Below are 13,625 nucleotides of genomic sequence, written 5' to 3' on the forward strand. Positions count from 1 at the left end.
ACGAAATAGTTTGAAGGGAGAAAGAAGGCGAACGCAGACCATTAACAGCCCTCGAATGGCCAACCTTTTCTTTAATCTTCTAAGTAATGATTCGGGCATGGATACGTTAACAGGCTTCAGTTAGGTTGTACAATTGAAGTAAGTGAAGAAATAAATCATAAAAGGCATCAAGATTACAGAAAAACATGTTAGTGTGCGGAGTTGCTGCCATTGGTATTAGCTTCTAAGGAACGAGTAAACACCAAACATTAGAAGAGAATCAGCTACACAATATACAAGGCTCAGATCTGAAATCGCATTATTTTCCGAGGATGGTGCAAATATAATTACAGATAATGAATGGCTTGAAGAGCCGCCGCGTATGATGGATCGTGAGGAATTAGTAAAGGAGAAGTGAACATATGGAAAATCTTAAGAAAAATATCCCTTTAACCTCTGCGGAAATCTCCAGCCTATGGACTTCCTATCAAAATGAGACAATGACGATATGTGGATTAAAATATTTTCTGCAACACGTTGACGATGATCAAATACAATCTATCCTTGAGCAAGTACTAGCCGTATCAGAAGAAAATAAAAGTAAATTGACGAACTTCTTTAACACTGAGAACTACCCTATCCCACACGGATATACGGAAAAGGATATAGATTTACAAGCTCCACGGCTTTTCGCAGATAAGCTTTATCTTGAGTACATGCTCAATTTAACAATCTTATTACTTACTGCATATGGGACAGCATTAGGACTTGCTGAGCGGACAGATGTGATTAAGTATTACTCAAATTGTCTAAATACAACACAAGAATTACATTCTAAGATAAAAGAAATGTCAAAGGAAAAAGGGATTTATTTACGCTCTCCAAAAATTCCGAAGCCTAGGCAAATCGATTTTGTGAAGAAACAAAAATTTTTAACTGGTTGGTTTGGTGACCGCAGACCACTTCTAGGCATTGAGATTGCTAACCTTGTTTTCCACGCAAAGCGCAATGCTCTTGGACAAGCAGTTATTGCTGGATTTAGTCAAGTCGCTAAATCCAAAGAAGCAAGACGTTACTTTGAAAGAGGCAGGGATATTTCTGGCAAACACGTTAATATTTTTACTTCCATCCTGCATGAAGAATACTTGTCTAATGGAACATTGATACTATTATCCGAAGTAACTGATTCTACAGTTCCACCTTTTTCAGACAAACTCATGATGTCGCTTGTAACTCTACTTACCGCATCTGGAATCGGTCAATATGGTATGGCCATGTCAGCTAGTCCTAGACACGATTTAGGTGTCCATTATACCCGTTTAATAGCAGAAATAGCACACTATTCCGATGATGGGGCAAACATCATGATTAACAATGGATGGCTAGAACAGCCGCCAATAGCAGCAGACAGAAAAGAACTGGCAGACTAAATAACAATGGAAAAACAATACGGGAAAAACAAAGACAAATTAGAAAAGCTGCTATGGAGTATTGCCCTACCTGGATTTGGACAGTTATTAAATGGTAAGTATCTTAAAGGAATTATCTTAATTACACTCGAATTTGTTGTTAATGTTTTTGGGCATTTTAATCAAATAATCCTACTTAGCTTTAATGGTAATATCAGTGAAGCCATTGAACAAACCAATTACCAATGGTTGATGTTTTATCCATGTCTATATTTCTTCGCGATGTGGGATGCTTATAATGACGCAGAGGGAGAGAGTAAGCCGTATGCATTTATGCCATTCGTGTTTTCAGCTTACTTTGTAACAGTTGGTTTAATCTATTCGCAAACGTTTACTATTTTTGGACATTTAATTGGGCCAGTATGGCTTCCAATAATCTTTTTAAATTTTGGTCTGCTTATAGGTGGGGCTATACGATGGGTGTTGTTGAAGCGACTTGAAAAAGGTCATAATACATAAAGGATTCCATGCAAATGCATATACATAAGCGGGAATCCTTTTTGTTTTATTTCATTTATATTCTTTTCCGACTATAGAACAGGACTAATAAACTTAAAACAATTATGATCGCAGTTATTACTAACATGGGGAAATAATCACCAAACATTGAATTTGTCTTAATATCCTTATTCACAGTACTAGACTCATTAATTTTTACTCGATCAGATAACTTATCAAGATGGTACGAATTAATGATAGTGCCATCTTCCCTTACAATATCCAAAGTCCCATCCTCATTCACTTCTCTATTCACCTGTTCACCCTGCATATGGGTAAATCTCAATTCTTCAGATGTTTTATATGTTTGTTCACCAGCTTTAAATGTAGTCCCTTTGGCAACGCTGGATCGCTCAAAGTTTTCAAATCCATAGTTTAGCAGATTTTTAGTATCATTGTATGAAGCGGACGACAAATTACTATTCAAAGTAATTACTATGAGGTTCAAATCATTTCTCTCTGCTGTAGTTGCGAGGGTGAAACCGGACTTACTTACATATCCTGTTTTACCACCTGTAGCGCCTTTATACGGAATAACTTGCCTAACTAATTTATGATGTTTCAAGAGGGTTGTATCCCAAGATTCACCATTCCATTTCAATTCTACTGTACCAAAAATATCCCGAAACGTTTGGTTTTTCATAGCATATTTCGTAATTTTGGCTAAATCTTCAGCTGTAGTAACGTGATTTGGATCATAAAGACCATGAGGATTTTCAAAATGTGTATATTGTACACCAATTTCATTTTTTAAATATGCATTTAAGTCCGTTGAGAATTGTTCAACACTCCCGCTTAAGTGTTCCGCAATAGCCACACCGGCATCATTGCCAGAATTAATTAATAATCCCTGAACAAGCTTTTTGAGTTTAACTTGTTCCCCTTCATTCAAAAAAACGCTTGTACCTTCTTCATCGCTAGCGTTCTCACTTACAGTTACAACATCATCCAAGTCACCTATCTCTATTGCATAGATTGCGGTTGCGATTTTGGTAAGACTTGCTGGATACATGGATGATTTGGAACTTTTTTCATAAAGTACAGTACCGGTTTCTGAATCCATTACAATTGCAGCTTCGCTAACCACAGATGGCCGCTCCTCACCAGATCCAGCATGTGCATATGCCAGGGATGGTGAGCTTAAGATTACGATGACCACTACGAATAAGATGATTCTATTCACAATTACACCTGCTTCTTAGTTGATATATATTTTTATTGTATATTATTTTCACTGATATTTTGTCCAGATTAATTAATTGTTATTTGATTGTAACAGGAAAATAAAGGGAATATTTTCATTTATTCAGAAAACTCGGCACTTGTTAAATAGATTCTTATGAAAGTGTATTTTGCTTTCTTGGAACCCCTTATACTTTGTACAAGCCTTAATGGTGAATGGCTAAGTTGCACTTATTCAGTAACAAAACCCTCTGATGCCCAGATCACGAAATATTAGAAAACCGTAAATGTATTTCTAAGGTTTACTGACGTTTACTGAACGTCACTGAGTCCACTCAGTGTTACTCACGGTTCTTTACGCCGTTTGGGCAATAGAAAAATGACTGTTAGTGTACTAGTACTAGGAAACAATTGGGAGGATTTAGAATGAATAACAACCAGCAATCGCCAAAAAAAAGAATTATTGACGTTGATATCCATGAAAGTGTCCTGTACAAAGATTTATTCAAGTATTTAGACAATCCTTACAGAAGGTATATAGAGGATGCAAATTGGATTCAGGAGAAACATTTGCCCTATACACAACCCTCTGTGGCGGGTGTGAATCGTGCTGATGCAAAAACACCAGATGGCGGAATAGCAGGGTCTGATCTACCCTTCATGCAGGAACAACTGCTTGATGACATTGGTCATGAGTACGGTATTCTCACCGGTGCCTTGGATCCTTCACCATCATCTATGCACGGATGGTATGAGATGGCGACAGCACTAGCTTCTGCCTATAATGACTGGCAAATAGAGAATTGGTTAGAAAAAGATGAGCGTTTGTACGGTTCTGTACACATTAACGCCGAAGACCCAAGTGGAGCCGTTCGTGAAATAGAACGCGTTGGTTCACATCCGAAAATGGTTCAAATATTGCTGCCTATTGATGATAAGATGTGGGGCGATCCTTATTTCCACCCCATATATGAAGCTGCCGAAAAACACAATTTGATGATCGGCATGCATCACAATGAGCCACCTATTTATTATGGTAAATGGCCAAGATACTTTATAGAATGGCACAGTCTTCTGCCAACAACACACATGATGATGGTCACAAATATGATTTTCAATGGTGTTTTCGAGAAGTTCCCAAACCTTAAACTTATGATGATTGAAGGCGGCTTTACTTTTGTTCCTCACTTAATGTGGAAGCTTGATCAGCAGTATACTGACCTTCGTCACGAAGTACCGTGGATTAAAAGAAAGCCCAGCGACATTATGAAAGAACATGTCCGGTTTTGCACCCAGCCATCAGAAGAATTAAATAAGAAGGATTTCTTATCCGTACTTGATCAGATGGGTTCAGAAGAAATGATCTGCTTTGCAACGGATTATCCGCATTGGGATTTTGATTCGCCACATCGAGCCATACCGAATTTTGACCCTGATTTAAAGAAAAAGCTATTTTCCGAAAACGCCAGAGCATTTTATCCAAAATTAAAATAAAGGAGGGATAACATATGAAGGAACAAACTGTCTGTCACATCGATGATATGCAACCGGGGGAACTTAGAGAGTCTGTAATAGGACGAATTTCTATAGTAGTTTGTAAGACTCTAGATGGAGAATTTTACGCATTTACAAATAAGTGTATTCATCAAGGTGGCCCTTTAGCCAAAGGTAAACTTTGTGGTGCTCCCCAGTCTGATAACCCAGGTGAATATACATTTTGCCAGGATGGGGAAATTCTTCGTTGTCCTTGGCATGGACGTGAGTTTGACGTAAAAGATGATGGCCGCATGCTAGCTAATCCAGAACGTAAACTGCCAAGCTTTCCGGTCAAAATAGAAAATGATTATGTAATCGTATATAAATAATTGGAGTGGTTTTTGTGCATCAAGAACAACACATCCATGACGCGACTATTATCGGAGGAGGTCCCGCTGGATTATTTGCGACTTTCTATGGAGGTATGCGCGGAATGGATATTCACTTAATTGAAAGTCTGCCAGATCTGGGTGGACAGCTAACTGCATTGTATCCCGAAAAGTACATCTATGACGTTGCTGGCTTTCCAAATGTAAAAGCCAAGACGCTAGTTAAACAGCTTGAGGAACAAGCATTAGCATTTGATCCTGATATATCCTTAGATACAGCTGTAACACATGTAGAAAAATTAGACGATAAATTATTCCAAATAACAACAACAAAAGGTTTATACTTTTCAAAAACAGTAATAATCACAGGCGGAGTTGGTGCCTTCCACCCACATCGTCTGCCTATTGAAAATGCTATAGAATATGAAGGTTCACATCTGCACTACAGTGTTAGTGATATCGAAACATTTCGGAATAAAAGAGTTCTGATTTCAGGTGGAGGAGATTCAGCTGTAGATTGGGCATTAACGTTACAGTCTGTTGCCCGCGAAGTCACATTAGTACACCGTCGTGATAAGTTTCGCGCCCATGAACAAAGTGTAGAACAATTACAAGCATCCAACATTACCTTATTTACCCCTTATGTTATTAATTCTTTATCAGGGGAAAATGGAGAACTGAAACAAGTAACAATTGGGAATAAAAATAGTTCAGAGGAAAATAGTTTGGACATTGATTCGCTTATAGTTAGTCATGGATTCAAGTCAAATCTAGGACCTATACAGGACTGGGGAATAGAATTACAGAAGAAATCTATCATAGTGAATTCAAAAATGGAAACGAATATTGATGGTATTTATGCTGCAGGTGATATTACTATCCACGAAGGCAAGGTAAACCTAATTGCCTTAGGGTTCGGTGAGGGGCCGATAGCTATTAATCATGCCAAATCATATATTGATCCCAAATCACGAGTTCAACCAAAGCATAGTACTAGCCTGTTTTGACAACAAAATCGATTATTAAAAATGGCTGGAGGACTCTCAATGTATATTAGAAGGATGTTTATAAACGGAGAATGGATCAAGTCACACAATGACCGAACCCGTGATATTATCAATCCCTTTAACCAGGAAGTCATCGCCACTGCTGCTGAAGGTGATAAAGCAACTGCACAAGAGGCTGTCAACGCTGCTAGAATCGCCTTTGATAGTGGGGATTGGCGGAACATTTCTGCCACAGAGCGTGGAAAGCTTATATTTAAGGTGGCTGATTTTATTGAACGCGACAAAGAAGAACTAGCTGAGCTAGAGACACTTGATACAGGGAAAACAATAGCAGAAAGTCGTGCAGATATGGATGATATTGCTGGAGTTTTTCGTTATTATGCTGGACTAGCTGACAAAGATGGTGGAGAAGTTATTGAATCACCTATCCCTAATTCCTCAAGTAAGGTCGTACGTGAACCAATAGGTGTATGTGCACAAATCACCCCATGGAATTATCCGTTACTCCAGGCTTCATGGAAGATAGCACCTGCACTTGCAGCTGGTAATACGGTGGTATTGAAACCGAGTGAAATCACACCACTTACTACCATAAAAGTTACTGAGTTAATCGAAGAGGCTGGAATACCAAACGGTGTCTTTAATTTAGTACTAGGTGCTGGAGATACGGTCGGCCAAGAGTTAGTTGATAACAAGATGGTCGACCTCGTATCCTTTACTGGAGGTATTCACACAGGAAAGAAAATAATGAAAGCTGCAGCCGATTCCATGAAAAACATTGCTTTGGAGCTTGGTGGTAAAAATCCAAATATCGTTTTTGCCGATGCTGATTTGGAAACTGCATTGGATCAGGCACTTAACGCAGCTTACTTCCATGCCGGTCAAGTGTGTTGCGCTGGTTCCAGGTTAATCGTAGAGGATAAAATCCACGATTCCTTTGTATCTCAATTAGCTGAGCGTGTTAAAAAAATTAAGCTTGGCAATGGGTTTGATGAGACGACACAATCCGGGCCAATGATTTCAGCCGAACATCGTGAAAAAGTGGAAAGCTTTGTAGCAATTGGGAAGCAAGAAGGGGCAACTTTACTCGCAGGCGGAGAGCGCCCTGATTCCCCTGAGTTACAGAAAGGCTTTTTTTATAGGCCAACAATTTTCACAGATTGCACAACAGATATGGAAATCGTCCAAGAAGAAGTATTTGGACCTGTACTAACAGTTGAGCGTTTTACAACCAAAGATGAAGCAATCCAATTAGCTAACGATTCCATTTATGGCTTAGCAGGTGCAGTCTGGACAGAAAATATGCTTAAAGCTAATCATGTAGCTGCTGAACTCCGCATGGGAACGGTATGGATTAACGATTTTCACCCATATTTCGCCCAAGCACCCTGGGGCGGCTACAAACAATCAGGGATTGGTCGGGAATTAGGTAAACCTGGCATTGAAGAATATACAGAAGTAAAACACATCTTCCTAAACACTAAGCCCGAGCCGATATATTGGTTTAAATAAGTTCTTTATTTCAATAACCGATGATTTAAAGGCTGCCACAGAAGGTCGTATCAGAGTCCTTTCTGTGGCAGTCTTGCATGATATTCCAGATATAAGATTAAATAGCATTTGAAAAGTATATCGTTAGCCTATTACCAATTTGGCCACAGAACTTTCATCCCCTTAGGCAAGCAAAAATAACTACCCTCTATCCTTCTAGGCTTATGGGTGGTTATTTTTTTTGGTCTGACAGAACTGCCACAATTAATGACCCAAAAGTGATCATTAGTACAAGCGTTTCGAACACTGTCACCTGCCACCATCCCCTCTCACTTTTAAGTCAGGGTAGTGAATCGCCATTTGTGAAAGCTTTATTGTGTAGATTTGTTGGTTATCTTATTATTAATTTATCATTTTACTCGATATATTCACTCTAAAATTAATTCTATTTCGGGTAATCCATTTGCGACTTAAATACCCTTTCCTCTATCTTGCCATTTATAAATAGTTGTTTATTTTGCAATTCAAGGTCTGTTAAGAATTATTATCCTCCCATAATGTTTTTGATACTTACTTTATAATTTTAATATATATAATGATATGGGCAGACCTGCTCGTCTTATTACATTTATTATTTAAAAACGCAAAAAAAAAAGCCTAAGCGACAAAACACCTTATTCTTCCAAGTAAATACATTGGCTTAACGGCGGGGATCCTAGCACAATCCAAATTTTGATAAACAACTCTAATCGTGGCTGAGACACGTTGTTAAATATTTTGCTTATATTTGGCGGTTGCATGTCCAGTTGGTCAGCCACATCTTTAATATAGATATTTTTATTTTTAGCGATTTCTTTAAATCTGTTCTTCACTTTTGCCTGTGCATTGTTTTTAATCAATGGGTTAACCTTATTAAAATGTTTTATTTGTTCTACTTTATCCACTATACAACCCACAACAAACTCCTCAGTTTTATAATTGTCACTTCTATTTTTGTCTCTGTGGCGATTTATTAAATTTTCCAGTTCTGTTATTTCTCTTATTTGTTCATATGTTTCATCATTTAATTCAATAGTAATTTTTTTCACGTATAAATCACCTCACTTTGGGACAATGTATAGTTGAAAGGATGATAAAAAATGATTAAAAATAATGATAAAGAAGATGTTATAGAAATAATCCATGAAACATTTGATAAAGGTAGAAATGGGTAATATTAAATTCAAGAAATTGTGGAGTTAAGCGAATTAACCTTCTGTTTATTAATACAAGACTGAGGTATAGTTCCTTAACTCCTTTCTGTTTTAATGTAAACTCTTTATAAGAATATATTCTATTTCTTCTGTAAAATTCCTTTGCGATTAATATACAGAAGAGCCTGATTACAACTGTATCACTTAAATGATTTAATATTACCGAGGATCAATCAAGTGGAACTGCATCCTTTCTTCTACCAGGAGGAAGTGCGCCAGTAGTATGAAAAGCATGTCAATATGAACCGACCATCTTGCTCGATCCAAGAATATAACCATTTGACTTCAATTTCGTAAAAGTCAAAGTAGCGGACTATATCTTTTATGTTAGAATATCCATATCAGTCACATTTATGAACAAGTTCCACGTTATTTTTTTGAAATGCAAGATAATTGTTCATTATCCAAATCACTTAACAATACTGAAGCTAGGAATAATAGTTCAATATTTCCTCATTTATTGGGACTTCAATCAACGTTTTGGATACTGCTTGTTCTAATTCAGTTAAGCTACCACTCTCACCTTACTAACAAATCCTTCCTTCCACAACAAGAATTTAAGGGCGTAACCAGCTACAAATCCCATGTTCTCGCTGTATAAGCTCTACAGTGGATGGCAGGAAAATTCTTTCTTCAAGCATTCTTTGCAAAATCAAATTTAATCTTATAATCTTCATCTAGTGTTAAAGCTGTACTAAACGTTTTCTTTCCCTTAAATCCTTTTAGAACTTTCGTCCGCTTCATCTCACACAACGTTTTAATCATATTCTTCGTTAACGTTTTTCCGGCTAACTTTTTCGGAAAAGTTACTTTGCACCCTTCTTTGTAAGCGGAACATCCATAAAATTTGTATCGATCCATAATAGATCCTGTAGGACAGGAAGGGCATTTGGCGATTGGATCATTCCATTTGCTTTTCTCTCCGGTGCTTCGAACGTTAACCTTTTGAATCGAGTCGGGGGTTTCTTGAATTAATGTTTCAATAAATTGGCTTGTCTGTTTGATAAATACTTGTTTCGATCCTTCACCGCTGCCGATTTTCTTTAAGTATGATTCCCATTTCGCGGTCATAGAGGGGCTTGATAATAGCGTTCCTTTAATCGCTTCACAAAGCATAATTCCTTTATCTGTGATAGACACGTTGTTTCTTCTCACTTCAATATATTTCTGCGTCTTAATCGTTTCAATAATACTTGAACGAGTGGCTTCTGTTCCCAAACCTTCAACTTCCTTTAAAATCTCCACATCTTCCTCATCATCCATTAGCTTTCCGCAGGTTTTCATCATATTGATCAGCTGACCTTCTGTGTACGGCTTCGGCGGCTGCGTCATACTTTCCTTAATATGAAGCCGTGCGCCTACCTGCTCACCATTTTGGACATACGGAAGATTTGCTTCCTTCTCCTGTTTTGATTTAGACGGCTTTGGAAATAGCTCTTTCCAGCCGCTTTTCAGTTCTCTTTTGCCCGTAGTTTTAAAGGATAAGTCATGAACATTTGTAAAAATCGTAGTCTCTTCATACACGCAATCCGTATGGAACATCGCAAGGGTCGTGGCCAGAACTTCATGATAAATATTACGTTCTTCATAGCTTAGTCCAGTCAGCTTTTTTTGAGAGGGGACTGATTTTGTCGGAATGACCGCATAGTGTTCCTGAACCTTGCCACTGTTTACATACCGTTTATTGGGTTTTAGGGACGCAGGTTTGAACGAGATGTTCAACACTTCCTGATACGAATTCAAGTTATCCACTAAATAAGCAAATTCATGTTCGGTTATAAAGTTACAGTCTGTTCGTGGATAGGTGACAAGGCGCTTTTCATAGAGTTTTTGCAACGTCTTGAGGACTTGCGACGGTGTATATTTCCAACGTCTGTTGGCAACACTTTGCAGGGTGGAAAGCGAATGCAGTTTAGGTGACTTTTGATGTTTTGTCTTTTTGTCTGTATTTTGGACAATCCCTATTAAATCCACCTCTTCTTTGAGCCCATACTCATCCAAAAGTGCCTGCACCTTTGTCTTATCCTTTTCCTTAATCTCAGCCAACCCTTGATATATACCTGCTTCCGATTGAAAAGACCCCTCAATCTGGTAAAAGGGTTCGGATTTAAAGTTTTCAATTTGCTTGTGCCTTTGATAGATTAAATAAACTGTAGGAGACTGGACGCGTCCAATCGATAAATAGCTTGGGAAACCTTTTTTCTGCAAAAGCAAAGTAAACAAGCGACTAGCATTGATCCCAACCATCCAATCACTGATTTGACGGGCTTTCGCTTCATCAAACAACCGCAAATCCCTTTCGTTGTTTTGTAAATTCTTAAATCCTTTACGTACTTCATCTCTCTCGAGAGAATTAATCCACAAACGTCGAATAGGCTTTCCTTTTACACCCGTTAAGCGAAGAATACTGTAAAAAATATTCGACCCTTCCCGATCGACATCTGCCGCATTCACAAGCACATCCGCCTGCAGGAATAACTTCTTGACCGCTCGAAACTGCTCCCACTTTCCTTTAGAGACCTTCTCATGGAACCTCTCTGGAACAATCGGCAGTTGATCAAGCTTCCACTTCTTCCACTCGGGCTTATAATCATGGGGTTCATTTAATTCAACCAGATGGCCGACTCCCCACGTGATTGTCGCACCATTTGGGAATGTATCATCTGGCTTTAATTGAATGTAAGTTTTCGTTTTTTCCAAAATCGTAAAGGCCTCTGCATATGCTTTTGCCTGAGAGGGTTTTTCCGCTAAGATGACCACTTTCGTCATGGTCTCTCCACTCCCTTCAATGAAACTTAATAGTAATATGAGATGTGATTCCTTGAAACCCTTCTTTAACGAACATATGTTTCCATTTATTATACCCCGTTCAAATACTTAAATCAATGGTTAACGCAAATATTTTTTTATTTTTCAAAATAATTTCGTGTAGCTTGTTCCAGATACTTGAAGTGCCACATAAACCCTTTGTTCATGTGACACTCCGCATCTATCTCATTTTCGTCCCTCACATAAAAGCGATAGCGTGAAAATCTGTAAGGGGGAACCAGCAGACCCTCTTTTCAAACATTTCAATAAAGTTATCGGTTACCTGCTTCTTCTTTTAGTACTAATTTTGCGACCGCTTCGACATGCGCCGTCTGCGGAAACATATCCACCGGCTGAATACCTTCAACCGCATAGCCGTTCTTCTCCAAGTACTTCAAATCCCGTGCCTGAGTCACCGGGTTACAAGACACATACACTACCCGCTTCGGCTGCAGCTTCACCATGCTGGATAAGAACGCTTCGTCACTCCCGCTTCGTGGCGGATCCATTATCACCACATCAGCTTTCTCACCACGTGCTGCCATCTTCACCATGAACTCCCCGGCATCGCCCTGATAGAATCGGGCGTTTTTCACACCGTTGCGCTTTGAATTATGGATAGCATCACGAACCGCATCATTATTCAACTCCACACCAATGACCTTTCCGGCTTTCTTACTGGCAATCAGACCAATAGTGCCGATGCCGCAATACGCATCCACCACAGTTTCCTTTCCAGTCAGCTCTGCCATGTCAATTGCCTTTGCATACAACTTTTCCGTCTGGACCGGATTAATCTGATAGAAGGATTTCGCCGAGATATCGAACTTCAGTCCGCAGAGTGTATCTGTTATGGTACCCTTGCCAAACAGTACTTTTTCTTGCTTGCCCAGAACCATACTGGTGTCCCGGTTATTGACGTTCAGCAGGATAGTCGTAATTTCTGGATGCTCTTTTCTTAGTGCTTTCACAAAATTATTACTGCCCTTGAACATAGGTGAAGCAGCTACCAGCACTACCATGATTTCACCGCTTTTCTTTCCGACCCTCACCAATACGTGTCGCAAAAATCCCTGCCCAGTGTCTTCGTTGTAAGGCTGCATTTTAAAGGACTTCATCATCCCCTTGATGGTTTGAATAATCTCATCCGCTTTTTGATCATGGATGATGGACCTTTCCATTGGTATTATCTGATGAGTATTTTCAGCGTATAGCCCACATATAATCTGCCTTTTTTTATTCAAACCGAATGTCATAACATTTTTGTTACGGTAGTAAAACGGAAGCTCCATGGTTATGATTGGCTCTGGTTTTCCGAAAGGCTTCATTAGTTCATCTATAATTTTCTGTTTGAAACGCTTTTGGGCATGCTCATTCATGTGCTGAATATGGCACCCCACGCCCTCGTAATAAGATGAGCGCGATAAATTGGCACGGTCTTCTGAAGGTTTAATCACCCGCTTCAGCTCTGTATCGAAAAAACGCCCTTTCTTAGAAATGTTCACCTCAGCCGTCTCACCAGGCATTAGATGCGCTACTTCCAGTTGCTTCCCTTTCCACTGAACAATGCCTTTTCCATCATTGGTCAGACCTGAGCAGGTTACCTCTGCGGTTGCGTTTTTCTGGCTACGCTGACGCGCATTATTCGCCGTATGCTTGCCTTTTGATTTGCCGCCTTCCGTTCGACTCCCACGTGCCACGTACTGTTTTTCAGATTTATTGTGCTTTTTTCCCTTTTTTCTAGATTCGCTATTCTTTTTTTTAGTCATAGGCACTTCCCATCTTTCCTTCTTCTTTGACACCTCATTATATAATACACAAAGCCAGCAAGTAAAACGAACTATCGTAAAAATCGCCTTGGTCACTCTCAACACAAAAATTGTACAGAAATCTAACAAGAGAGAGAACAAAAGCGAGCGCCTGTTCAGCGCAGTATGGACTGCGCTCAGCGCTGCGGGTGGGTCGACGTTTCCGCGCAAAGCGGCGGTCTTAGCCGGTCTTCCTGTTCCCTGTTAAAGAATACACGAAGAGCGTAAGCTGCCCCACAGGACGTGGGGTAGTTCGACGTTGCCA

11 protein-coding genes are annotated in these 13,625 nt (G+C 39.2%); 6 read left to right on the forward strand and 5 right to left on the reverse strand.

Annotated elements, in window-relative coordinates; translation table 11 throughout:
* Window positions 1-401 precede the first annotated feature (401 nt).
* Together BLS02_RS17990 and BLS02_RS17995 are read left to right on the forward strand one after the other, a co-directional pair.
* The gene (locus tag BLS02_RS17990; protein ID WP_092494411.1) at window positions 402-1,409 is read left to right on the forward strand and encodes a DUF3231 family protein; all 1,008 of its coding nucleotides are present in this window, start codon (window positions 402-404) and stop codon (window positions 1,407-1,409) included.
* Between the two features lie 6 nt (window positions 1,410-1,415).
* On the forward strand, window positions 1,416-1,907 hold the full coding sequence (locus BLS02_RS17995; RefSeq protein WP_092494412.1) for a hypothetical protein: 492 nt from the start codon (window positions 1,416-1,418) through the stop codon (window positions 1,905-1,907).
* A gap of 55 nt (window positions 1,908-1,962) precedes the next feature.
* Here BLS02_RS17995 and BLS02_RS18000 read toward each other — a convergent pair whose 3' ends face one another.
* Window positions 1,963-3,129, reverse strand: a complete 1,167-nt coding sequence (locus tag BLS02_RS18000; protein ID WP_092494413.1) for a D-alanyl-D-alanine carboxypeptidase family protein — start codon at window positions 3,127-3,129, stop codon at window positions 1,963-1,965.
* Window positions 3,130-3,554: 425 nt separating this feature from the next.
* Here BLS02_RS18000 and BLS02_RS18005 point away from each other — a divergent pair, with 425 nt between their 5' ends.
* The 4 genes from BLS02_RS18005 to betB are packed head-to-tail and all read left to right on the forward strand — an operon-like array spanning window position 3,555 to window position 7,512.
* The gene (locus tag BLS02_RS18005; RefSeq protein WP_092494414.1) at window positions 3,555-4,622 is read left to right on the forward strand and encodes an amidohydrolase family protein; all 1,068 of its coding nucleotides are present in this window, start codon (window positions 3,555-3,557) and stop codon (window positions 4,620-4,622) included.
* A gap of 14 nt (window positions 4,623-4,636) precedes the next feature.
* A complete protein-coding gene (locus tag BLS02_RS18010; protein ID WP_092494415.1) occupies window positions 4,637-4,993 on the forward strand; it encodes a Rieske (2Fe-2S) protein in 357 nt (118 codons plus the stop codon).
* Window positions 4,994-5,007: 14 nt separating this feature from the next.
* Window positions 5,008-6,000, forward strand: coding sequence for an NAD(P)/FAD-dependent oxidoreductase (locus tag BLS02_RS18015; RefSeq protein WP_092494416.1), 993 nt, complete (start codon window positions 5,008-5,010; stop codon window positions 5,998-6,000).
* Window positions 6,001-6,039: 39 nt separating this feature from the next.
* The gene (betB, locus tag BLS02_RS18020) at window positions 6,040-7,512 is read left to right on the forward strand and encodes a betaine-aldehyde dehydrogenase (protein ID WP_092494417.1); all 1,473 of its coding nucleotides are present in this window, start codon (window positions 6,040-6,042) and stop codon (window positions 7,510-7,512) included.
* Between the two features lie 211 nt (window positions 7,513-7,723).
* Here the strand turns inward: betB and BLS02_RS19465 are convergent, their stop codons facing one another.
* The 4 genes from BLS02_RS19465 to rlmD all read right to left on the reverse strand — a co-directional run bounded on the left by BLS02_RS19465 (window position 7,724) and on the right by rlmD (window position 13,321).
* The gene (locus BLS02_RS19465; RefSeq protein WP_368073030.1) at window positions 7,724-7,804 is read right to left on the reverse strand and encodes a putative holin-like toxin; all 81 of its coding nucleotides are present in this window, start codon (window positions 7,802-7,804) and stop codon (window positions 7,724-7,726) included.
* 361 nt (window positions 7,805-8,165) lie between these two features.
* Complete coding sequence (locus tag BLS02_RS18025; RefSeq protein WP_092494418.1) at window positions 8,166-8,579, reverse strand: helix-turn-helix domain-containing protein; 414 nt, start codon at window positions 8,577-8,579, stop codon at window positions 8,166-8,168.
* 798 nt (window positions 8,580-9,377) lie between these two features.
* The gene (gene topB / locus BLS02_RS18030; protein ID WP_092494419.1) at window positions 9,378-11,513 is read right to left on the reverse strand and encodes a type IA DNA topoisomerase; all 2,136 of its coding nucleotides are present in this window, start codon (window positions 11,511-11,513) and stop codon (window positions 9,378-9,380) included.
* A gap of 311 nt (window positions 11,514-11,824) precedes the next feature.
* Complete coding sequence (gene rlmD / locus BLS02_RS18035) at window positions 11,825-13,321, reverse strand: 23S rRNA (uracil(1939)-C(5))-methyltransferase RlmD (protein WP_092494420.1); 1,497 nt, start codon at window positions 13,319-13,321, stop codon at window positions 11,825-11,827.
* Window positions 13,322-13,625 lie beyond the last annotated feature (304 nt).

Origin of the sequence: Virgibacillus salinus (genome assembly GCF_900102415.1) — a bacterium.
Lineage (GTDB): Bacteria > Bacillota > Bacilli > Bacillales > Amphibacillaceae > Lentibacillus > Lentibacillus subterraneus.

Coding starts and splice junctions, on each gene's coding strand:
- BLS02_RS18010 (WP_092494415.1), top strand. CDS start 4,637: ATGAAGGAACAAACTGTCTGTCACATCGATGATATGCAACCGGGGGAA.
- rlmD (WP_092494420.1), bottom strand. CDS start 13,321: ATGACTAAAAAAAAGAATAGCGAATCTAGAAAAAAGGGAAAAAAGCAC.
- betB (WP_092494417.1), top strand. CDS start 6,040: ATGTATATTAGAAGGATGTTTATAAACGGAGAATGGATCAAGTCACAC.
- BLS02_RS17990 (WP_092494411.1), top strand. CDS start 402: ATGGAAAATCTTAAGAAAAATATCCCTTTAACCTCTGCGGAAATCTCC.
- BLS02_RS18005 (WP_092494414.1), top strand. CDS start 3,555: ATGAATAACAACCAGCAATCGCCAAAAAAAAGAATTATTGACGTTGAT.
- BLS02_RS17995 (WP_092494412.1), top strand. CDS start 1,416: ATGGAAAAACAATACGGGAAAAACAAAGACAAATTAGAAAAGCTGCTA.
- topB (WP_092494419.1), bottom strand. CDS start 11,513: ATGACGAAAGTGGTCATCTTAGCGGAAAAACCCTCTCAGGCAAAAGCA.